Below are 22,298 nucleotides of genomic sequence, written 5' to 3'. Positions count from 1 at the left end.
ACAATTTAATCAATAACATAAGTAAAGGTAATTACTATGAAAAATTATGTTCGTTCCGCCAAAATCGCATTCGTCGGACTCGCTATTTTAGCTTTAACAAGTTGCGCTGCGGTTCACACATCAATAGCCAAAAAGGACTTAGATGTTCAAACTAAACTCAGCACTTCAATCTTTGTTGATGCCGTCCCACCTGAAAAACGCAAAGTGTATTTAGAAGTACGCTCTGCCGTGATGGAATTTGACCGAAATGCATTTAGACAAGCGCTTAACGAACAAATTTCTGGTAGCGGTAATGGCTACTCTTTTGTGGATAGCCCAGATAAGGCCCAGTACACCATGAGTGTTTTTGTGCGCAACCTTGAGAAAGCATCACCTAGCGCCGCTGAAAACTATCTTTCTAGTGGTTTTCAAGGTGTAGCAGCTGGTTCAGCTATTGGCTACGCAACCGGGGGGAGCTACCGAGGTGCTGCAGCAGCGGGCCTAATTGGTGGTTTAGCATCAACGGCAGCAAACGCATTCGTTAAAGACGTTACCTATTTACTTGTTGCTGATATTCAAATTCGTGAGCGCGCTAAGAAAGGAGTCATCGTACGTCGTGACTCTAAGGTCAACAGCAAAATCTCTGATGACGGCGCTACAACGCAAACCTATTCTGAAGCGACAAATCAAAAAGAATATCGTACACGTGTTGTGACCACCGCTAATAAAGCGAATCTTGAACTAGAAGAAGCACAGCCTCTTATGTTCGAAAAAACGGCTTACGCTATGGCATCTTTCTTCTAAATTAAAACGAAATATGGCAGCGTGAAGCTGCCCTTTTTAGCATTCAACGGCTACTCGACTTAACGGCGAGTAGCTTTTTTTATGCATGGGGTGCAAGTAAGCGCTTTATTTCCCATTCCAATACTGAGAACGTAGTACAAAACACGCTAGGGCTTTGCCTTCGGACCAATTTTAAAAGGACTGACTCTGTGTAGCTAAAACTTGAAAGTGCACCTGTGAATTATCTATTGGAGTAAAAATTAACTGCGCCAAAAAGTTGGCGAGAACAGTACAAGAAGCGAAAATACCTCTAACCGCCCAAATAGCATGGCTAAAATAAGTAGCCATTTTCCTGTATCAGACACATCAGCAAATGAACCGGACACAGTACCTAAACCAGGGCCTAAGTTATTCAAGGTTGCAGCGGTCGCAGTAAAAGCGGATACATCATCCATCCCAGTAGCAATAAGACAGACCATAATGATAACGAAAATCATCGCATATGCAGAAAAGAATCCCCACACCGCTTCTACTACCCTATCAGGCAAGGCTCGATCTCCTAGCTTTACGGTATAAACGGCCTTGGGATGAATCAAGCGGTCGACTTCTCGTTTACCTTGTAAGAAAAGTAGCAATACGCGTACAACCTTTAGGCCGCCTCCAGTTGAACCTGCACACCCACCTATGAAGCTAGAAAAAATTAACATAATTGGTAAAAAAGCTGGCCAATGTGAAAAGTCGGTAGTGGCGAAACCTGCGGTAGTACTGAATGAAACAGATTGAATTAATGCTTGGTCAAAGGCGATCCCTGCACCATCAAACCAACTGAATTTCATTAGTACGAAAAAATACACAGCGACCAGTACAAACTGAATTAAAAAGAACGCACGTAGCTCAGGATCATAAAAATAACCCATTAACGTTCTGCCACTAGCAGCAGCATAATGCAGGGCGAAATTTAGCGCTGCTATCCACAGAAATATAACGCAGACGATGTTAATCCAAGGACTGTCAAAATAACCAATACTTGCGTCATAATTTGAGAAGCCACCTATCGCCACGGTTGAAAATGCATGACAAAGGGCGTCAAACCAATTCATACCAGCAAACCAATAGGCCACACCACAACAAATTGTTAACGTTAGATAGATGTACCACAAGTGCTTGGCAGTATCTGCGATGCGAGGTGTCATTTTTGAATCTTTCACTGGCCCGGGCGTTTCAGCTCGGTACAGCTGCATTCCACCGACGCCAAGAATAGGAAGAATAGCAACTGCCAGTACGATGATCCCCATCCCTCCTAACCATTGGAGTTGTTGTCTGTAAAACTGCACCGCTTTAGGTAAATAGTCGATCCCTTGGATCACCGTCGCCCCAGTCGTCGTTAGACCTGAAAACGCCTCAAAGAACGCGTCTGAAACCGACATTTCAGGTTGTTCCAGTAGAAGCAGCGGTAACGCACCGAAACTTGCTAAAACGGTCCAAAAAAGTACAACAATTAAAAATCCTTCCTTAGCGCGCAAATCTCTGCGATGAAGCCGGTTTGGATACCAAAACATCAGGCCTGTGCCTAAGCACAGCAGAAAGGCAAGGAAAAACGGAAGTCCACTGCCGTCTTTAAAGTACAATGAAATGATGGCAGGTGGGATCATAGTCACACTAAACAACGCAACAAGTAGGCCTAAGATCCGAATTATCGTTCGGTATTGCATCGCTTAACTATTACCAACTAAAATACGCACGCCAGTGCGCTTAAAAAATACCAGCATTAGTAGTCTTTCTTAATCTTTTTATTTACCAAGGGATATGAGGTGATTGTCCGCCCCAATAAATTCAAAAGCAATACACAAAGCCGAATAATAGTACAAACTGCCTTTTATGAGCATTAGCAAAGACTTAGGCAACACAGGTATTTCTGAACTGATATGGAGAATACAGGGCAACTACTTATTCTATGTATTGACTTAAACACTCCTCTATAAGATTAGGGCTCTACAAGTTCGCAGCAGGAAAACCAACAATTTAGTAACAAATTTTCCCAGTCCACATAAATAAAGAGACCGAAATAACTTTGTTGTAAGTTATCAGCTAAGTGTACGGACCATAATGTTAATAAATTGTAATCAAACAAACCGCTATCCCTTACTATTCCTGCCTTATACTTATCGACATCAAAACTGTATTATTTTCAGACAAAAATAGTTTAACATTTAACCTTTCCTCTCCATTAAATTACGTGTAAAGTCTTCATCCCCTTTGGATAGCACCGAATATTTATTAATAATGTTATCCACATCGGTAAATTCTCTTAAGTAGTTACATTTTGCCTGAAGTAATTATTTTCACCCCAATAAATTCAAGGGCTGTGGATCGTTAACTTGATCCCTAACGATCCGTTTACTCTTCATCGAAAAATTTATTCAACAGAGTTATCCACAAATTGATCGGATCTCTGCATGGATGAATAGTGCTGTGTGTGGCATCCTTTACGCGTTTACATAATTCCTGAGAAAAATACCATATGAGCAATACTGATCCTGCTACTACGCCCGTCATTCCCAATAACCCGTTTATATTAGTCGACGGATCATCTTATTTATTTCGTGCTTTTCACGGCATGCCCCCTTTGACTAATTCTAAAGGTCAAGATACCGGCGCGATCTACGGCGTGATTAATATGTTGCGTAGCTTGATCAAGCAGTTTAGCCCTACGCATATGGCAGTTGTATTTGATGCTAAAGGTAAAACATTTAGGGATGATATTTATAAGGAATATAAGGCTAATCGTCCCTCCATGCCTGAAGAACTGCGCAGCCAAATTGAACCTTTGCATAAGATCATTAGGGCGATGGGCCTACCTATTATTGTGGAGTCAGGTGTTGAAGCTGATGACGTGATCGGCACATTAGCTGATCAAGCCAGCAAACTGGGGATCCCTACTCTTATTAGTACGGGTGATAAAGACATGGCGCAGTTGGTTAATGAGCACGTAACCCTGATTAATACGATGAACAATCATGTGATGGATCCACAAGGCGTGGTCGAGAAATTTGGCATTCCTCCAGAATTAGTCATCGATTTTCTCGCTCTAAAAGGCGACAAAGTAGACAATATTCCTGGCGTACCAGGTGTAGGCGATAAAAGTGCATTGGGCCTACTTCAAGGTATTGGCAGCATCAACGACATATACGAAAACCTTGATAAAATTGCCTCGTTAGATTTTCGTGGGGCCAAGAAAATGGCGGACAAGATGCGCGAATATGAAGAGCAAGCGCGCTTGTCTTATACATTGGCGACAATCAAGTTAGATGTGGAAATGGATTGTAACCCCACGAGCCTATCACCCGTCGCGGCTGACTATAGTGTATTGAAGGAACTATTCGCAGAACTTGAATTTAAACGTTGGCTTAAAGATGCAACTGATGCTTTGAATAATGGAGCTGAAACAGAACAAGCAATGTCAGCCAGTGACGAGCCCTCCCCTAAATCAGGGGTTCAAGTCACTTACCAAACAATACTCACGCAAGACGCACTTGAAAAATGGTTCGCTAAGTTACAACAGGCTGACCTATTTGCTTTTGATACAGAAACCACAAGTTTGAATTATATGCAGGCTGAATTGGTCGGTATGTCATTTAGTATTGAAGAGGGCGACGCGGCTTACCTTCCTTTAGCACATGATTATGTAGATGCCCCACAGCAGCTAGATCGCAGTGCAGTTTTAGCCTTGTTCAAACCTTTACTAGAAGACAAAAACAAAGCCAAAGTTGGACAACATTTAAAATACGACAAAAACGTACTCGCGAACTATGACATTAATCTGCAAGGTATTGCTTACGACACCATGCTTGAGTCATATGTGCTAAACAGTGTCGCAACACGCCATGATATGGACAGCTTAGCGCAGTACTACTTAGGTTTATCAACAGTTCATTTTGAGGATATTGCCGGCAAAGGGGCGAAACAGCTGACCTTTAATCAGATTCCATTAGATCAGGCTGCGCAATATGCAGCCGAAGATGCCGATATCACCTTGAGATTGCACAATCACATTTGGCAAAAGCTACATCAAACGCCCGAGCTAGCGTCGGTCCTGACCGAAATAGAAGTACCTTTAGCGACCGTGCTGGCTAAAATGGAGCAGTTTGGCGTATTAATTGATAGTCAAAAACTCAGTCAACAAAGTCAAGATCTTGCTACGAGGATCATGCAGCTAGAGCGCGAAGTTCACGAATTAGCAGGTGAAGAGTTCAACTTGGGTTCAACGAAGCAATTGCAAGAAATTCTGTTTAATAAACTAAGTCTTCCGGTGTTGAAGAAAACGCCTAAAGGCGCCCCCTCTACTTCTGAGGAAGTTTTACAGGAGTTAGCACTTACATACCCGCTACCTAAATTATTAATGGAATTTAGAGTGTTAAGTAAGTTGAAGAACACCTATACAGATAAGCTTCCTAAGATGATAAACCCGCGTAGTGGCCGTGTGCATACTTCATATCATCAAGCCATCACTGCTACGGGGCGCCTGTCTTCTACCGAACCCAATTTGCAGAATATTCCAATTAGAACGGAACAAGGACGCAGAGTAAGGCAAGCGTTTATTGCTCGTCCTGGGTACAAAATAGTTGCTGCGGATTACTCCCAAATAGAACTTAGAATTATGGCGCACCTTTCCCAAGATGAAGGGTTATTGAAGGCCTTTTCTCAAGGTAAAGATATACATACTGCCACAGCGGCAGAAGTGTTTAACGTTTCGCTAACGGAAGTGACCACAGAACAGAGACGCAACGCCAAGGCTATTAATTTTGGGTTGATTTACGGAATGTCAGCTTTCGGCCTGTCGAAGCAACTCAATGTATCTCGCCATGATGCCCAGCATTATATGGATCTTTACTTTGAACGTTATCCTGGCGTGCTTAAGTACATGGAAGACTCCCGTATTGTCGCGAAAGAAAACGGTTATGTATCAACTGTATTTGGTCGTCGCCTCTACCTACCTGATATTAATGCGAGTAATGGGTTGCGCCGCAAAGGCGCAGAAAGAGCCGCGATTAACGCCCCTATGCAAGGCACAGCTGCCGACATTATTAAAAAAGCTATGTTGAAAGTGGATGCCTGGATTGACACGTTACCAAGCGATCAAACGCGTATGATAATGCAAGTTCACGATGAGCTTATTTTTGAAATAAAAGAACAAAACGTAGAAAATGATAAAAATACTATCGTTGACCTTATGGAAAAAGCAGTTTCATTAGACGTACCGCTCATTGTCGAAGCAGGAGTTGGCGAAAATTGGGACCAAGCTCACTAGTCAGTACCCCAGAAACACAAAAAATAAGCGCTTTATGTAATTTAATTACATAAAGCGGTTGGCATTTTAATGAACTTTGCTAATATCTGTGATGTAGGGTACAGAGGTATGTATTTTCAGACCTTTGCTTCGACCCCAGCAACTTGCTGGGGTTTTTTTATGGGCGCATGAGAATCCGCCTCATGTACAGCGCAAACATCTCTGAAAATCTGACTACTTTCACTCCGCTAAGATAAAACTGAATTAAATCGTAAAACATTGAACTTATGTCAACAATTGCGCTCTTATTATCGTGTGTGTTCTAGATGTGAAAAACCTTGTCAATTGACAAGGTTTTTTTTTGGTCTTTATTCTTGCTCTAGCTCTTCATCTTGAGCATATCCAAACCACTTATCTAGCACTCGTTCACAGTTATCTAAGCCTAATCCGTTTAATGACGAAAACAGATGGATCGTCACATCACCACAAAAAGCAAGAGAGGCTTCTCTCGCCATCAGCAGCTGTGCTTTACGCTTACCTGATTTGAGTTTATCCGCTTTAGTGAGTAAACCTAACACTGGCAAATCTGCTGCGACAGCCCATTGAATCAACTCTTGGTCTAAATCTTTGAAAGGGTGACGAATGTCCATTAATACAACAAGTCCTTTTAGGCTTTCGCGTTTTTGTAGGTATTCCCCTAAAGATTTCTGCCACTTCAGTTTGATGGCCATTGGTACTTTTGCATAACCGTAACCCGGCAAATCAATTAAGCGTCGATCTTCGTCTAAATCGAAAACGTTAATTAATTGCGTGCGTCCCGGCGTTTTACTGGTGCGGGCTAAGCTCTTTTGCCGTGTCAAACGATTAAGCGCACTAGACTTACCCGCATTTGAACGTCCAGCAAAAGCGACTTCAATCCCTTGGTCTGCACTTAGGTGGCTAATATCTGGCGCGCTTAAATTAAACTTGGCTTGACTATAATGACTCACACTTGCTCCTAGTAATAAAACGATTTTTGATCATTACCTTTATTGATAAGCTCATTATATCAGGTAAATACGAATCGAAAGTGGTTGTTATGTCGTATAATATTGCGCTAATCCTGTGGAATATATTTTACTGACGCTGTAAATGTGTAAAATACGCAGTTACTATTCTGATAATGGTCAATTAATCAGCAGCTTAATGAGAAAGAATATGAAAATGATGGGTTTGTTAGTTAGCGTTTTTTTAGGTTTATCTGCTAGTGCAATGGCAGCCGGTGATGTTGAAGCAGGTAAAACGAAGTCTGCTTCTTGTGGTGCTTGTCATGGTGCTGACGGAAACAGCATGATTGATATGAACCCCAAATTAGCCGGTCAACATGCTGGTTATCTTGTTAAACAGTTAAAAGAATTTAAACTTGCTTCACAAACAGGTGGTGAAGAAGGACGCAATAATGCCGTGATGAATGGCATGGCTGGTGTGCTGTCTGAGCAGGACATGCTAGATATTGCCGCTTATTTTGAAAGCCAAACACCTTCTGAAGGCGAAACGCCTGAAGATGCGATTGCCGCAGGCAGTAAACTCTATCGCGGTGGTGATTTAGATCGTGGTATTACTGCATGCACAGCATGTCATGGTCCTAGAGGTAATGGTACCAGCTTATCAGGGTTCCCTGATATTAGTGGACAACACACAACGTACCTTAAAGCCCAATTAGAAGCTTTTAGATCAGGTCAACGTGCTAACTCACATAACGGCATGATGGAGGACATAGCGAAACGCTTAACCGACCAAGATATTGACGTGTTGTCTAAATATATTTCAGGCCTTTATTAGGTAATCAAAACGACCCTTCTGGGTCGTTTTTTTGTATTGAAGACATAAAATACAAAAGTAATAACAGAATACTATGTAAATGAGTTGTAAAATATTGGTTATCATGTATTCTCTGTTCCCAGAAAAACAACATGGACTGCAAACGAACGTTTGCTCACGGAAGATAATTAGCAAGCAGTGCTAAAACTTAGTGCCTTTGGTGAAAAGGCAAGGACGATAATAATAAAGTGTCAGGAAGACCTAAAACTATATTCTGTTTTCGTTAAAATAAATAAAAAGTGAAAACATGAAGGACCACCATTCACTGTTCAGGAAGAACAAATGTCGGGATTCGTGTCGCAAGACACATCTATGATACGAAGGGCGATAGCTATGCTATCGCCCTTTTTCTTATCTAAATTTCGCTCCATCGATACCGAGCCATATTTAACCAGTCTAATTTAAGGTAAAATCCGCACAAATATTGTGGAGGTTAAAATGCCTAGAAAAAAGAAGTCACGCAAAATCGGTCAAATCGGTACCCCGTTAGCACCTAAAGCTAATCGTAAACCAGCGCCGGCAAGCCCAAAACGTAATAAAAAAACCTTAGGTAAGCCCTCTGGAACCCGTAACAACCCTGAGCAAACAAGCTCACAAAGCAAACCAAGCAAAGTGCAAAAAGACCCAAGGGTTGGCAGCAAGAAGCCGATACCCTTAATTGTTGATGACAAGCCTAAAGCCAAAATTACCAAACCTAAGTTCTTCTCACCTGCTCAAGAGTTAGAAAGCATTGAACAGAACGAACGTTTCGGTATGCTGCTAGAAAAACTCGATTCTGATACGGCGTTAAGCCGCGAAGAGCGAGCATTTGTCAATAAATTAACGGCTCGACATCAAGAGCTGTGTGATTTACTGGGCATATCCAATGATGATGACAGTACGGCCAATGCAGGCAACAGCGAAAACTCAACTGACGATGATCTTTATGATCAATTTGAATCTATTGATATAAACAAATTCAAGTAAGTTCTTATATGAGTTCTATCACTATTTTACTGATCCTTGTTGCCTTCGTTATTATTGCGTCATTAGCATTCTATGCTGGCAAGTTATTGTTTATGCTCAACAAGCAAAACAAAAAAATGGCTCGAACGAAACAACAACGAATAGAGCGGCTTATGGAAAGTATCCATACCATTTCCATGGCTGTTGAGCAGCAACAATGCAATCTATCAGAGGGAAGCATTCGCTTATATCATTTGCATGAGAGCTTACCCATTGACGATAAACCAGATTACGAGACCCGCTACCCTGGTTTGTACGCGCTATATGTGAAAGTGAGTGACTTAGCTACGCATGAAGCAAGAGATAAGCTTTCTGCGCTTGAGCGTAAAACTCAGGATATTGCTCGCGAAGCATTAGAAAGGGAATTAGAAAGCCAGATCTTGGAAGACGTAGCCAAGTTAAGAGCGTTTACACCTTAAACACTCTTAACCGTTTTCTTTTTATCTCTTTTCATTAACTGGGTAACAAAAGCAGTCTTGGGTGTGGTCATTAACCAACCCAACGGCTTGCATAAAGGCGTAACAAATAGTGCTTCCCACGAATGAAAAGCCGCGCTTTTTCAAGGCCTTGGCCATCGCATCAGATTCGCTAGAGGTATTAGGTACCTGACTTTTCTCAGCCCAAGCGTTTATGATCGGTTCGTTTGCGACAAAAGACCAAATGAATTCTGAAAAGTCAGTGCCTTCACGTTCTATTTCGAGAAACCCCTTAGCATTCTTAATAATTGAATTTATCTTAAGTCTGTTTCTAACGATCCCTTTATCTTGCATTAAGCGTTCAACATCATCTTCTGTCATTTCACTGATGCGTTGCGGGTCAAATTGATGAAAGGCTTGATAATAGTTTTGCTGTTTTTTTAGAATAGTTATCCAGCTCAAACCAGCTTGTTGGCCATCTAGGCATAATTTAGCGAAAAGCTCATATTTGTTTCTTACTGGGCGACCCCAAACTTTGTCGTGATATTCTTGATATATGGGATCCTGTGAAACCCATGCACAGCGTATATGTTGCATTTTTCGGCCTTTAAACGCTCAATAGCGTATTAATATGGTTATTTAACCTACATTCATCGATGCGCAGCAGGTATACTATCCGGCGTTTTTTCGGATTATTTTGTGGCAGCAATTAATGAATAAGTTTGATAGTAAAACCTTCCAAGGACTGATCTTATCACTCCAAGACTACTGGGCAAGACAAGGGTGCGTAATCATTCAACCTCTCGATATGGAAGTTGGCGCAGGTACTTTCCATCCCATGACATTTTTACGCTCTATTGGTCCAGAACCGATTAGCAGTGCTTATGTTCAACCATGTCGTCGACCCACAGATGGCCGATATGGTGAGAACCCAAACAGATTACAGCATTACTACCAATTTCAGGTCATGTTGAAACCATCACCCAGTAATATTCAAGAACTCTATTTGGGCTCATTAAAAGAGCTAGGCTTCGATCCCTTAGTGCATGATATTCGCTTTGTGGAAGATAACTGGGAATCCCCCACCCTGGGTGCTTGGGGTTTAGGCTGGGAAGTTTGGCTAAATGGTATGGAAGTCACTCAATTTACTTATTTCCAACAGGTTGGAGGGATTGAATGTTCACCTGTCACCGGCGAAATCACCTACGGTTTAGAGCGTCTTGCTATGTACATTCAAGGTGTAGACAGTATTTATGATCTCGTTTGGACTGACGGCCCTATGGGCAAAGTAACTTATGGTGACGTTTTCCATCAAAACGAAGTTGAACAGTCTACTTATAATTTTGAGTATGCTGACGTAGATGCGTTGTTCGGTATGTTTGATCACTGCGAAAAAGAAAGTCAGAAGATGATTGAAGCTGGATTACCTCTACCTGCATACGAGCAGGTGATGAAAGCATCTCACGCGTTTAACCTGTTAGATGCCCGCCACGCCATCTCAGTAACAGAGCGTCAACGTTACATACTGCGTGTTCGTACGCTCTCAAAAGCCTGTGCAGAGGCTTATTATCAAGCACGAGAAAAGCTTGGATTTCCAATGTGTAAGAAGGAGGCTTAATTCATGCGTTACGAAAATCTATTGGTTGAAATTGGTACCGAAGAATTACCACCTAAAGCACTGGGTAAATTGGCTCAGGCCTTCGCTGATAACTTGCAAGGCGCGCTGGACACAGCTGAACTCAAGTATACCTCGATTAAATGGTTTGCCTCCCCTCGCCGCTTAGCTGTCAATGTCATTGGACTGGCTGAGCAACAAGAAGACAAGTTGATCGAAAAGAAAGGTCCTGCCGTGTCGGTGGCATTCGATGAATCAGGCCAGGCAACGAAAGCCGCTCAAGGTTGGGCTCGTTCTAATGGCATTACCGTCGAGCAAGCGGAACGGTTAACTACCGACAAAGGCGAGTGGCTTTTGTTCAAAGGCGAAGCAAAAGGCGAGCAAGTCTCTTCGTTGTTGCCAGCCATGATTGATGGAGCCCTTAAAAAACTGCCAATCCCTAAAGCGATGCGCTGGGGAAGCAGTTCCATTCAGTTTATTCGCCCTGTTCATACCGTTACTATGCTCTTTGGGGCGGATGTTATTGAAGGCAATATTTTAGGTATTGATTCAGACCGTGTTATTAATGGTCATCGCTTTCATGGCGAAAAGCAATTTAGTCTATCTCACGCCGATGACTACCTTGCACAGCTTGAAGCGCACTACGTATTAGCCGATTTTTCAGCTCGTAAAGATAAAATACGTCACCAAGTTAATGCGGCAGCACAAAAAGAAGATGCTGTTGCTGATATGAATGAAGACCTGCTGGACGAAGTTACAGCGCTGGTTGAATGGCCCGTCGCATTGACCGCGAGTTTCGACGATTCCTTCTTAGAAGTTCCAAAAGAAGCCCTTATCTATACGATGAAGGATGATCAAAAGTACTTCCCGCTTATCGACCAAAACGGCCAGCTAAAGTCTCGATTCGTGTTTGTGACAAACATTGAAAGCAAAGACCCAATGCAGATTATTAGTGGCAACGAGAAAGTGATTCGACCTCGTTTGGCTGACGCGGAGTTCTTCTTTAATACCGATAAAAAGACCACGCTTGAATCACGTCTAGAAAGCCTGAAGACAGTGTTGTTTCAGAAACAGTTAGGCACTTTATACGAAAAGTCACAACGCATATCCGAGCTCGCAGGCACCATCGCGAATATGCTTAGTAGTGACATCTCTCAGGCCTCACGCGCCGGTTTACTATCAAAAACAGATCTTATGACCAATATGGTCATGGAGTTCCCTGATGTTCAGGGTGTAATGGGTATGCATTACGCTAAACATGATGGCGAACACGATAAAGTCGCATTGGCACTGAATGAACAATACATGCCTCGCTTCGCTGGTGACCAATTGCCCACGTCGAACATCAGTTGTGCAGTAGCAATAGCAGATAAAATTGATACGCTGGTAGGTATATTTGGTATTGGCCAAGTCCCTAAAGGCGATAAAGACCCTTTCGCGCTCAGACGTGCGGCCATTGGTGTTTTGCGAATTAGCGTAGAAATGAAACTACCACTGGACCTCACTACCTTAGTGCAAGCATCAATAAACTCGTTCGGCACTAAGTTAACTCATGTTGAAGACTTAGAGTCTCAAGTAATTGATTTTATCTTGGGGCGCTTCAGAGCTTGGTACCAAGATCAACATATTGATATCGATGTGATTCAAGCAGTAGCAGCTCGCCGCCCTACTAAACCTGCTGATTTCGCGGCACGGATAGAAGCAGTATCTGCTTTTAAGAGTCTAGCCTCCGGGTTAGCACTTGCTTCCGCGAATAAACGGGTAGCAAACATTCTCGCTAAGAATAAAGTGACTGATACCAATAGTATCAATTCGAGTTTGTTTGAAAGTGAGCATGAAGCAGCGTTAGCTGACGCAATGAGCGACATAGAAGAAACAGTCAATGCTTTCGTTGTGGATGCTAATTACCAAGGGGTATTTACAGAATTAGCCACACTACACGACAAAGTGGATGCGTTTTTCGACAATGTAATGGTCATGGCAGAAGATGAGAACGTAAGAAACAATCGCCTCGCCTTATTGTCAAAGTTGAGAACGCTGTTCTTACTCGTTGCCGATATTTCCATTTTGAATCAACAACAGTAAGGTAGTAGGATAAATTATGGTTTCAGGTACTCATCTATGAGCAAACTCAAGCAGCTATACAGCCTGATGGCGATTTGCCTACTTTCTGGTTGTGCTAGCTATACAGTAGAACCCTACAAAGATGTTCAGCAACTCCCTGAATTGTATTTGAGAGGGGTGTTTACTTGGTGGGAAGCCGATCCGCAATATATACTTAAAAAACAAGGTGGTAGCACTTATGCTACCACTATTGAGCTTATAGCTGATGGCCAGCCCTATGACTTTAAATTCGCAGATAAGGATTGGACGCCAGGCTCTAGCTGCGGTTACAAAAGCCAGTATCGAGATCAAAATATTTCATTAGGTGAAGCAGTCAATGCCGATTGTAATACCACGGACGAAAATTTTAAGTTTGTTCCTAAGGAAACTGGGCGCTATGAGTTTTCAATAGACTTTACAAATATAGATAAACCCATCGTAATGGTATCTAAGTTATAGACTGACCTTTTGATAGAATTTTCCCTATTTTTCAACATGTTATATTGATTGTAATAAATGGTGGTTCTGTAAATTGATAAATATTAGCGGCAAAATTTATATTAAAGTAGCGCTTTCCATCGCTATTGGCGCTATAGGTACGTCGTTAATTACATCGGTGCTACTTTATTTTAGTGCTGTTAGCAGCGAACAAAGCAAAGCTGAGGCCCTTATCGAGCAAATAGGGGCCACTATTCGTAGCACCGCATCTATCGCTTTGTATGTTCAAGACGAAGAGCTTGGGCAAGAGATAGTGCAAGGCCTAGTTATTAATGACTTGATAGCTGGTGCACAACTAACAGATTCCCTTAGTCTAAAGGTAAGTTTCGGTGACCTAACCGATACCGACGGTTTAATTCACACTAACGTTCAGCATCCTTTTATTCCAGAGCAATCCATTGGGCAGTTGCTAATTCACCCAAACCGTCATTACATCCAAAGTATTGCAAGACAAAAAGCCACCAATGACGCTTTACTATTGCTACTTTATTCAGCTATCGTCGCACTCTTCGTTTCTATTTTAGTACATAAACTACTTACCCAACCTATTCAGAACCTTACCGCGAGTTTTCTTAAGATTGACCCGAGAAATACGCAAACGATGCGTACGTTGATCCATCACGATAACGATGAAATCGGACAATTAGTTCAAGGTATTAATGATCTAATGGGTGAATTGAAAGTCACTCTTGAAAACGAAACTGATTTACGTAAAAAAACTCAGGCGTTAGAAAGTAAGTTTAGACTTATATTTGAACAAGCCAGTGCTGGTATTTGCTTAATTAATAGCAACAACTTAGTTACAGCTGCTAATCCTGCGTTCTATCACATTCAACCCAACACTTCGGAAAGTACCCCTTTCATTGATCTTTTCGAAAACTCAAACCAATTAGAAAGTTTACTGATCAGAATGCGTAATGAAGAATCGGTAAATCACTTATCAATCGACCTTAAATGTAAGTCTCACAATGGCGCTGTGAATAAATGGGTTCATTGTCTGTTTTCACGGATCACTAGTCAGCGAGTTCAACAGCGCGATATTGATTCTAGTAATCATGGACCTATTATTGAAGTCATCATGTATGACGTTACCTCTCGGGCAGAGAAAGAGCTCAAAACCCGTTTTGAAGCTGATCATGACGCGTTAACTCACCTTAAGAATCGCCGCGCAGGTGAATTTGAAATCGTTAATCTACTGCAAACCGTTAATTTACTTGATTTAAGTTTGGTCATTTTTATGATTGATTTAGACAAATTTAAGCCTGTTAACGACATCTATGGTCATGACGCCGGCGACAGGGTTTTAATTGAAGTGAGTAAACGTTTACAGTCGGTTTTTAATGGCAAAAACGAACTTTGTAGCCGCTGGGGTGGCGATGAATTTGTAGCAGCTTACGTGGTAAACAGTGTCAATGTTGAAGAAATAAGAGCGTTAGCCCAATCGACACTGAGTAGTCTAAGTCACCCTATTGAAATTTCTGATGAAATAAGTTGTGAAATTGGTGGCAGTATTGGTGTTGTTATCGCTCCACAACATGCCAATAACGTTAAAGACTTACTCGCCTGTGCTGATATGACTATGTATAAAGTCAAAGAAAATGGCCGCGGTCATTTTAAGATTTATGATCCCAGTTGGAAATAAACTCGTTTTGATCATTTTTGTAAGATAAATATTTATTCTACGTATGCCACAAGCTTTCTATATCTTCCTTTAATATTTTTCATTTAACGAATGATTTTACACTTCTTGATATAACTACTCCTTCGTCAGCGCTAAATCGACTGCTGCGAATGCGTGAATTTTAGTTGTGTCATATAGCGCAACTTGCGTATGCGACTGATTTACCAACATCGGTATTTCAGTACATCCTAAAACAACACCCTCGCATCCTTTCGCGTAGAGTTTATCAATAATTCTTAAATAGCCTTGTCTCGACTTATCATTGATAACGCCTTTACATAATTCATCATAAATTACGTTATGAATAAATGCTCTATCGTCATCATCAGGAACAATCACATCAATGCCAAATTTAGTTGCTAAGCGGGATTCATAGAAATCTTGTTCCATTGTGAATGCTGTGCCTAATAAACCCACTCGCTTAAGCCTATCTTTTTTAAGCACCTGACCCGTAGCATCAGCAATATGTAAAATTGGAATGCTTGTCGCAGCAGCAATCTCAGGCTCTACTTTGTGCATGGTATTGGTACAAATAATAATAAAGTCGACTCCGGCGTGTTCCAGACTCAACGCGTCTGCACTAAGCATATCGGCCAAATTGCACCACTCAGCGGCTTTCTGTAATAGTTCTATGTCGTTGAAGTCTACGCTATTTAACACTATCCTCGCGCTATGTAGGCCGCCTAGGCGACGATTTAATTCTCGATTAATTAACTCATAATATTGAGCCGTTGATTCCCAACTCATTCCCCCTAACATGCCAATTTTCTTCATAATATTTATCCCTCGCTTTATTGAACCACTGCAGCTTATATTATTTCGAGCATAAAAAAACCCGCAAGTGGTAGCGGGCTTTTTATCGATGTATCACTTTATGAAAGAGTAAACCTATACATCTAGGTTCGCTACTCTTAGTGCATTTTCTTCAATGAACGCTCGTCTTGGCTCTACGTGGTCGCCCATAAGCGTTGTAAACAGTTGGTCAGCAGCTATCGCATCTTCCACTTTCACTTGAAGCATACGGCGAGATGCAGGATCCATAGTCGTTTCCCAAAGCTGGCCGGGGTTCATCTCACCCAATCCTTTGTAGCGTTGAATATACTGACCTTTCTTGGATTCTGCCATCAGCCAGTCTAAGCCTTCGGCAAATGATGAAATTGCTTTGACTTTATCATTTCGCTTAACGTAACCACCTTCTTCAATCAGTCCATTAATAGACTCATTCAGTTCGCGAAGACGTGTATATTCAATTGATTCAATAAATTCTTGATCGATTTTATACTCAGTATCGATTCCGTGTAGACGAATAATCAACGCAATATAGTAGTTCTTACGCTCGTTGTTCAGTCTAACTTCGTAACGATACGTAGCACCATCAACTTCATTTCTTGTTAAGCTTTCAGTATAACTTTTGGCAACAACTTCCAAGCTTGCTTCGTCTTGTAAGTCTTGCAACGTAATTATTTTGCTATAAATAAGACTGGTTAGAATCACCTCAGGCATAACGCGACTAACGCGTTTTATCATCTTCATACCGTTTTGATATTGGCTAACAAGCTTCTCTAAAGACGCACCGCTCAAGCCAGGTGCTTCTTCGTTGACGTGAATTGAAGCATTGTCTAAAGCAATAGCTGTTAAATATTTAGTGAGTGAATCATCATCTTTCAGGTACTGTTCCTGTTTGCCTTTCTTTGTTTTATACAAAGGAGGCTGCGCGATGTAAATATAGCCACGTTCAATAATTTCTGGCATTTGACGATAAAAGAAGGTCAATAACAATGTACGAATATGTGAACCATCAACATCAGCATCGGTCATGATTATAATGCGATGATAGCGCAGCTTCTCTGGGTCATATTCGTCACGCCCAATACCGCAGCCCAATGCAGTGATAAGCGTTGCCACTTCTTGAGACGATAACATTTTGTCAAAACGTGCTTTTTCGACGTTAAGGATTTTACCTTTAAGAGGTAAGATTGCTTGGTTCTTTCTGTTTCTGCCCTGCTTGGCTGAACCGCCAGCAGAGTCCCCTTCCACTATATATAATTCAGATAGTGATGGGTCTTTCTCTTGGCAATCTGCTAACTTCCCTGGCAAACCAGCGAGGTCCAGCGCACCTTTTCTGCGTGTCATATCACGTGCTTTTCGCGCCGCTTCTCTGGCGCGTGCTGCATCGATAATCTTACCGATAATAATTTTGCTCGCAGATGGGTTTTCTAATAGGAATTCATTTAGCTTTTCGCCCATCACCGTTTCAACGGCGGGACGCACTTCAGACGATACTAGTTTATCTTTCGTTTGTGACGAGAATTTTGGATCAGGTACTTTAACTGAAACGACCGCAGTTAATCCTTCTCTAGCATCATCACCGCTAGCGCTGGTTTTGTTCTTCTTGTTATGCCCTTCCTTCTCCATGAAGGTATTAAGTGTTCTTGTTAGCGCACCACGGAACCCAGCTAAGTGACTCCCACCATCGCGCTGAGGAATATTATTAGTGAAACAAAATACATTTTCTTGGAATGAATCATTCCATTGCAGCGCAACTTCTACTGAAATACCATCATCACGCTGGCTATTAAAATGGAACACTTGTTGGTGAACAGGTGTTTTGTTCTGATTCAAATATTCTACGAATGCTCGAATACCACCTTCATACATGAAGTGATCTTTCTTACCATCACGTTCATCTTCTAATATGATGCTAACACCTGAATTTAGGAAGGATAATTCACGTAGACGTTTAGCCAAAATATCGTAGTGAAACTCTATCCCGGTAAATGTCTCTTCGCTTGGCCAAAATCTTATACTTGTGCCGGTAGTATCGGATTCACCAATAACTTCTAGAGGCTTTTGAGGTACACCATGTTGATACTCTTGCTCGTGTACTTCACCAGCGCGGCGTATCATTATTTGAAGCTTACGGGATAGTGCGTTTACGACTGATACACCAACACCGTGTAGTCCACCTGAAACCTTATAGGAGTTATCATCAAATTTACCACCGGCATGAAGAACGGTCATAATAACTTCGGCTGCGGAAACGCCCTCTTCTTCATGAATTTCAGTTGGTATGCCGCGTCCATCATCTTTAACTGACACGGAACCATCAGTATGAATTTTCACATTGATGTTAGTACAGTGACCGGCAAGTGCTTCATCAATAGAGTTATCTACAACCTCAAATACCATGTGATGTAAGCCTGTACCATCGTCAGTATCACCGATATACATACCAGGACGTTTACGTACGGCATCCAGTCCTTTTAATACTTTAATACTCGACGAATCGTACTTATTCTCTTCTGCCATTTGATTAACTCTCCTCTCTCACCTGGCCATGTTCCACGTGAAACATTTTTTTATTTTGGTATTTATCTATAAATTCTAGTTGATGCTCTTCTATCGCCGTAACGAAAAGTTGAGTATTTGATTCAAGAAGTCTATCAATAAACACTTCTCGTTTTGCTGCGTCTAATTCCGCACCAACATCATCTAATAAGAAAATACAGGTCTTTTGTGTGTAGGACATCAAACACTGTGTGGTCGCTAACTGTAAAGCGGCTACAAGCATCCTCAGTTGCCCGCGAGACAACACCTCCTGTGCAGGTTTGCCACTTATTTTAAATCTGACGTCAGCCTTATGTGGACCAACGCTAATGTAACCATTTTTATAATCACGGTCCGCCGACTTTGTTAAGGCTTCGTTTAATTCGAGACCTTTTTCCCATCCCCTATAATACGAGATTTCGACACAAAACTCAGGTAAAAATTGCGCAAGATTGGAAGTAATTAACGGGATAAGCCGCGTCATCATCGCGTTTCGAAACTCTGTTAGCTCCGAGCCATATTGTGCGAGTAAATCCGTCCAATATACTCTTTGCGGATTCGCATACCCTACTTGTTGTTTGCGACATAGCGCATTGTTATGTTTGAGTAATCTAGAGTAAGCATTTGAGCAAGTAAGGAAACTATGTTCCACGTGAAACAAACACCAATCTATGTATTTCCGCCGGAGTTTTGGGGCCCCTAATAAAATATCGGAACTTTGAGGAGTAAATATTTGAACGGGTAAAAGACTAACTAAATCCGAAACCTTATTACCTTTTATGCCGTTAATACTGACGCTAACGGTGTCGTTGATGCTGCGAGATAAGCCTAATCGTTGAGTCGTACTATCTTCCAGACACTCGCAAAAAACAGTAAAAGATTCTTGCTCGTTTTGAATGACATTTTTATGTTTCGAGGTACGGAAGGAGCGACCAAACCCAAGGTAGTGTATGGCCTCCAAAATTGAAGACTTACCACTACCATTGATTCCCAAGATGAAATTTACACCATGACTAGGTTTGAATGTAACATGCTGCAGATTACGCAAATTGCGGATCTGGACTGAGTCCAGCTTCATAATAAATTCAACAAGAAGAGGACTACAGCCTCATTGGCATTATAACGTAAAGTGCAGAGTCATCGGACCCATCTTCAATTAGTGCACTACTGTTTGAATCCGCAAGGGTAAATTTCACTTCTTCAGCATTCAGTGCATTGAGCACATCAATTAGGTAGGCAACATTGAACCCTATCTCTAAATCACCACCTTGATAATCTACATCTACAATCTCTACGGCTTCTTCTTGTTCTGGATTATTAGCAGTAATTTTTACTTCACCAGATGATAAATTTAAGCGCACACCTTTGAACTTTTCATTTGAAAGAATCGATGCACGAGAAAAAGCATTTTTAAGGCCAAGCTTACTAGCAATGATATTCTTGTCACCGTCTTTTGGTAAAACTCGGCGATAATCAGGAAAACGTCCATCAACCAATTTGCTGGTAAAAATAAAGTCATTAGAAAAAATACGTATATGGTTTGAACCCACCTGTACCTTTAATGATTTGTCACTGTCTTCAATAAGCCGAGTAATCTCCATAACCCCTTTACGAGGGATAATTACCTGACGATTAGGCAATGTAGCATCAGTGTAATTTAAGCGGCATAGAGCCAGCCTGTGGCCGTCTGTGGCAACTGTGCGAATAACGTTGTCTTCAGTTTCCAAAGACATCCCATTAAGATAATAACGCACATCTTGTTGAGCCATTGAGAAATGAACACTGTCAATCAAGCGCTTGAGGTTTGCCTGAGAAATTTCAAATTCAAGTTCTCCTTGCCAATCCTCAAGATTCGGATAATCGTTCGCAGAGAGAGTAGATAAACTATATTTGCTACGACCACATCGTAGGATAGCTTTGTTGCCATCTACATGAAAACTAATCTCGCTACCTTCAGTCAAGCCACGAATGATATCTAACAGTTTCTTGGCCGGTACTGTGATTTCACCTTCTTCAAAATCGCCCGTCAAAGTCACATTTGAAATTAGTTCAACTTCCAAATCGGTGCCTGTTAGCCACAAAGCACTATCGCTTACTTTGATCAATACATTGGATAGAATAGGTAATGTGTGTCTGCGTTCTACAGCGCCAGAAACTAATTGGAGCGGTTGTAGAAAATTTTCCCTGCTTATACTGAATTTCATCTAAATTCTCGTAACTTTTTTTATGAAGATAAGGTGCGAATTAAATTTTGATAGTCTTCTTTTATATCATGACTCTCTTCTCTAAGCTGCACAATTTTCCTACATGCATGCAACACAGTTGTGTGGTCCCTACCGCCAAAAGCATCGCCTATTTCTGGCAAGCTGTGGTTAGTTAACTCTTTCGACAAAGCCATGGCCATTTGCCTTGGCCGAGCCACACTTCTACTTCTGCGCTTAGATAAAATATCCGCCATCTTGATTTTGTAATACTCAGCCACCGTTTTTTGAATATTATCTATCGTGACGAGTTTTTCTTGTAACGCTAACAAATCACGTAACGCTTCACGAACAAAATCAATAGTGATAGGTCGGCCGGTAAAATTAGCATTAGCGATGACTCGGTTAAGCGCCCCTTCAAGCTCTCTCACATTAGATCGAAGTCGTTTAGCAATAAAGAAAGCCACCTCATCTGGCAACACAATTTTATTCTCTAACGCCTTACGCATTAAAATGGCAACCCGAGTTTCCAATTCTGGGGGTTCAATAGCAATTGTGAGTCCCCAACCGAACCGAGATTTAAGCCTGTCCTCTACCCCATCAATTTCTTTAGGGTAACGGTCAGAAGTCAGGATGATTTGCTGATTACCCTCTAACAAAGCATTGAAGGTATGAAAAAACTCTTCTTGTGACCGCTCTTTATTAGCAAAGAATTGAATATCATCGATCAGTAGTGCGTCAACCGAACGGTAATAACGTTTGAACTCTTCAATCGCGTTGTTCTGCAACGCTTTAACCATATCTTGAACAAATCGCTCGGAGTGCATATAAACGACAGTTGCGTCTTTTTTGTTATCGATAATCCCATTACCGACGGCGTGTAATAAGTGTGTTTTACCTAAACCGGTGCCACCATAAATAAATAATGGATTATATGCCTTGCCTGGATTATCAGAAACTTGCTTAGAAGCGGCTCTTGCTAACTGGTTTGATTTACCTTCTACGAAGTTATCAAACTTGTAATTAAAATTGATATTGCTTTTATGAGACGCCGCAATTTTAACGTTAGGCGGGCTATTATCTGCCTGGACGTTAACGTTACTTCGAGCGGCTTGATGCTTTTGTAAAGATTTAATGCTGTTTTCTACTGCTGAGGATTGATGAATGGCAGGAGCAGGATTTTGCGAATAACTTTGTTGTACGCTGGCAGCAGATTTTACCTCTATTCTAAGTTGAGGTACTGCATCATTGGCACAAAACTCAGCGAATAATGCTTCAATTTGAGCTATGTATTTATCACGTACCCAATCTAAAACGAATCGATTAGGGGCAAAAAGAGTCACTGCAGCAGCCTCTTCATTCGCTACCAAAGGTCTTATCCACATACTAAATTGCTGGGTCGGCAAATCTTGCTGAAGCCTTTCAAGACAACGATTCCATAAAGACATTAAAAAACTACTCCGAACCAACAAAATAAAGGGGAAAAAACAAGTCGAATAAGACAACAGAAGAATATCGAAAAAATAAAAACTGAGTTTAAACG

General features: G+C 41.5%; 17 protein-coding genes. 9 read left to right on the top strand and 8 right to left on the bottom strand.

Annotation, left to right across the window (positions count from 1 at the left end):
* The first annotated feature begins 36 nt into the window (after positions 1–36).
* Positions 37–783 carry a complement resistance protein TraT gene (locus PATL_RS00090; RefSeq protein ID WP_006994883.1) on the top strand — a complete coding sequence of 249 codons (747 nt, stop codon included), beginning with the start codon at positions 37–39 and terminating at the stop codon, positions 781–783.
* A 239-nt stretch (positions 784–1,022) separates the two neighbouring features.
* Here PATL_RS00090 and PATL_RS00085 read toward each other — a convergent pair whose 3' ends face one another.
* Positions 1,023–2,474, bottom strand: coding sequence for a TrkH family potassium uptake protein (locus tag PATL_RS00085; protein WP_011572967.1), 1,452 nt, complete (start codon positions 2,472–2,474; stop codon positions 1,023–1,025).
* 809 nt (positions 2,475–3,283) lie between these two features.
* Here PATL_RS00085 and polA point away from each other — a divergent pair.
* The gene (gene polA / locus PATL_RS00080) at positions 3,284–6,070 is read left to right on the top strand and encodes a DNA polymerase I (protein WP_011572966.1); all 2,787 of its coding nucleotides are present in this window, start codon (positions 3,284–3,286) and stop codon (positions 6,068–6,070) included.
* 347 nt (positions 6,071–6,417) lie between these two features.
* Here polA and yihA read toward each other — a convergent pair whose 3' ends face one another.
* Positions 6,418–7,038 carry a ribosome biogenesis GTP-binding protein YihA/YsxC gene (gene yihA, locus PATL_RS00075; RefSeq protein ID WP_011572965.1) on the bottom strand — a complete coding sequence of 207 codons (621 nt, stop codon included), beginning with the start codon at positions 7,036–7,038 and terminating at the stop codon, positions 6,418–6,420.
* A gap of 208 nt (positions 7,039–7,246) precedes the next feature.
* On the opposite strand from yihA, the gene PATL_RS00070 reads away from it, so the two are divergent.
* The 3 genes from PATL_RS00070 (at position 7,247) to PATL_RS00060 (ending at position 9,333) form a co-directional block, all read left to right on the top strand.
* Complete coding sequence (locus tag PATL_RS00070; protein WP_041714158.1) at positions 7,247–7,870, top strand: c-type cytochrome; 624 nt, start codon at positions 7,247–7,249, stop codon at positions 7,868–7,870.
* A 477-nt stretch (positions 7,871–8,347) separates the two neighbouring features.
* The gene (yihI, locus tag PATL_RS00065; protein ID WP_011572963.1) at positions 8,348–8,875 is read left to right on the top strand and encodes a Der GTPase-activating protein YihI; all 528 of its coding nucleotides are present in this window, start codon (positions 8,348–8,350) and stop codon (positions 8,873–8,875) included.
* Between the two features lie 8 nt (positions 8,876–8,883).
* On the top strand, positions 8,884–9,333 hold the full coding sequence (locus PATL_RS00060; protein WP_011572962.1) for a DUF2489 domain-containing protein: 450 nt from the start codon (positions 8,884–8,886) through the stop codon (positions 9,331–9,333).
* Positions 9,334–9,354: 21 nt separating this feature from the next.
* On the opposite strand, the gene PATL_RS00055 is transcribed toward PATL_RS00060, so the two are convergent.
* Positions 9,355–9,927 carry a DNA-3-methyladenine glycosylase I gene (locus PATL_RS00055; RefSeq protein WP_011572961.1) on the bottom strand — a complete coding sequence of 191 codons (573 nt, stop codon included), beginning with the start codon at positions 9,925–9,927 and terminating at the stop codon, positions 9,355–9,357.
* Between the two features lie 115 nt (positions 9,928–10,042).
* On the opposite strand from PATL_RS00055, the gene glyQ reads away from it, so the two are divergent.
* The 4 genes from glyQ to PATL_RS00035 all read left to right on the top strand — a co-directional run bounded on the left by glyQ (position 10,043) and on the right by PATL_RS00035 (position 15,188).
* Positions 10,043–10,948, top strand: a complete 906-nt coding sequence (gene glyQ / locus PATL_RS00050) for a glycine--tRNA ligase subunit alpha (RefSeq protein ID WP_008305116.1) — start codon at positions 10,043–10,045, stop codon at positions 10,946–10,948.
* 3 nt (positions 10,949–10,951) lie between these two features.
* Positions 10,952–13,030: a glycine--tRNA ligase subunit beta gene (gene glyS / locus PATL_RS00045; protein WP_011572960.1), complete on the top strand. Its 2,079-nt coding sequence runs from the start codon at positions 10,952–10,954 to the stop codon at positions 13,028–13,030.
* A gap of 36 nt (positions 13,031–13,066) precedes the next feature.
* The gene (locus tag PATL_RS00040) at positions 13,067–13,507 is read left to right on the top strand and encodes a hypothetical protein (RefSeq protein ID WP_011572959.1); all 441 of its coding nucleotides are present in this window, start codon (positions 13,067–13,069) and stop codon (positions 13,505–13,507) included.
* 73 nt (positions 13,508–13,580) lie between these two features.
* Positions 13,581–15,188, top strand: coding sequence for a sensor domain-containing diguanylate cyclase (locus PATL_RS00035; protein ID WP_011572958.1), 1,608 nt, complete (start codon positions 13,581–13,583; stop codon positions 15,186–15,188).
* A gap of 114 nt (positions 15,189–15,302) precedes the next feature.
* On the opposite strand, the gene PATL_RS00030 is transcribed toward PATL_RS00035, so the two are convergent.
* The 5 genes from PATL_RS00030 to dnaA all read right to left on the bottom strand — a co-directional run bounded on the left by PATL_RS00030 (position 15,303) and on the right by dnaA (position 22,203).
* On the bottom strand, positions 15,303–16,001 hold the full coding sequence (locus PATL_RS00030) for an aspartate/glutamate racemase family protein (protein WP_011572957.1): 699 nt from the start codon (positions 15,999–16,001) through the stop codon (positions 15,303–15,305).
* Between the two features lie 114 nt (positions 16,002–16,115).
* On the bottom strand, positions 16,116–18,536 hold the full coding sequence (gyrB, locus tag PATL_RS00025; protein WP_011572956.1) for a DNA topoisomerase (ATP-hydrolyzing) subunit B: 2,421 nt from the start codon (positions 18,534–18,536) through the stop codon (positions 16,116–16,118).
* A 4-nt stretch (positions 18,537–18,540) separates the two neighbouring features.
* Positions 18,541–19,632 carry a DNA replication/repair protein RecF gene (gene recF / locus PATL_RS00020; RefSeq protein WP_011572955.1) on the bottom strand — a complete coding sequence of 364 codons (1,092 nt, stop codon included), beginning with the start codon at positions 19,630–19,632 and terminating at the stop codon, positions 18,541–18,543.
* Positions 19,633–19,654: 22 nt separating this feature from the next.
* Positions 19,655–20,758, bottom strand: coding sequence for a DNA polymerase III subunit beta (gene dnaN / locus PATL_RS00015; protein ID WP_011572954.1), 1,104 nt, complete (start codon positions 20,756–20,758; stop codon positions 19,655–19,657).
* A gap of 20 nt (positions 20,759–20,778) precedes the next feature.
* Positions 20,779–22,203: a chromosomal replication initiator protein DnaA gene (dnaA, locus tag PATL_RS00010; RefSeq protein WP_011572953.1), complete on the bottom strand. Its 1,425-nt coding sequence runs from the start codon at positions 22,201–22,203 to the stop codon at positions 20,779–20,781.
* Positions 22,204–22,298 lie beyond the last annotated feature (95 nt).

The organism is Paraglaciecola sp. T6c, assembly GCF_000014225.1.
Classification (GTDB): Bacteria; Pseudomonadota; Gammaproteobacteria; order Enterobacterales; family Alteromonadaceae; genus Paraglaciecola; species Paraglaciecola atlantica_A.
The sequence above is the reverse complement of the archived record's forward strand: the minus strand, read 5'-3'. Positions and strand labels throughout refer to the sequence as shown.

Coding starts and splice junctions, on each gene's coding strand:
- PATL_RS00090 (WP_006994883.1), top strand. CDS start 37: ATGAAAAATTATGTTCGTTCCGCCAAAATCGCATTCGTCGGACTCGCT.
- PATL_RS00085 (WP_011572967.1), bottom strand. CDS start 2,474: ATGCAATACCGAACGATAATTCGGATCTTAGGCCTACTTGTTGCGTTG.
- polA (WP_011572966.1), top strand. CDS start 3,284: ATGAGCAATACTGATCCTGCTACTACGCCCGTCATTCCCAATAACCCG.
- PATL_RS00070 (WP_041714158.1), top strand. CDS start 7,247: ATGAAAATGATGGGTTTGTTAGTTAGCGTTTTTTTAGGTTTATCTGCT.
- yihI (WP_011572963.1), top strand. CDS start 8,348: ATGCCTAGAAAAAAGAAGTCACGCAAAATCGGTCAAATCGGTACCCCG.
- PATL_RS00060 (WP_011572962.1), top strand. CDS start 8,884: ATGAGTTCTATCACTATTTTACTGATCCTTGTTGCCTTCGTTATTATT.
- PATL_RS00055 (WP_011572961.1), bottom strand. CDS start 9,927: ATGCAACATATACGCTGTGCATGGGTTTCACAGGATCCCATATATCAA.
- glyQ (WP_008305116.1), top strand. CDS start 10,043: ATGAATAAGTTTGATAGTAAAACCTTCCAAGGACTGATCTTATCACTC.
- glyS (WP_011572960.1), top strand. CDS start 10,952: ATGCGTTACGAAAATCTATTGGTTGAAATTGGTACCGAAGAATTACCA.
- PATL_RS00040 (WP_011572959.1), top strand. CDS start 13,067: ATGAGCAAACTCAAGCAGCTATACAGCCTGATGGCGATTTGCCTACTT.
- PATL_RS00030 (WP_011572957.1), bottom strand. CDS start 16,001: ATGAAGAAAATTGGCATGTTAGGGGGAATGAGTTGGGAATCAACGGCT.
- gyrB (WP_011572956.1), bottom strand. CDS start 18,536: ATGGCAGAAGAGAATAAGTACGATTCGTCGAGTATTAAAGTATTAAAA.
- recF (WP_011572955.1), bottom strand. CDS start 19,632: ATGAAGCTGGACTCAGTCCAGATCCGCAATTTGCGTAATCTGCAGCAT.
- dnaN (WP_011572954.1), bottom strand. CDS start 20,758: ATGAAATTCAGTATAAGCAGGGAAAATTTTCTACAACCGCTCCAATTA.
- dnaA (WP_011572953.1), bottom strand. CDS start 22,203: ATGTCTTTATGGAATCGTTGTCTTGAAAGGCTTCAGCAAGATTTGCCG.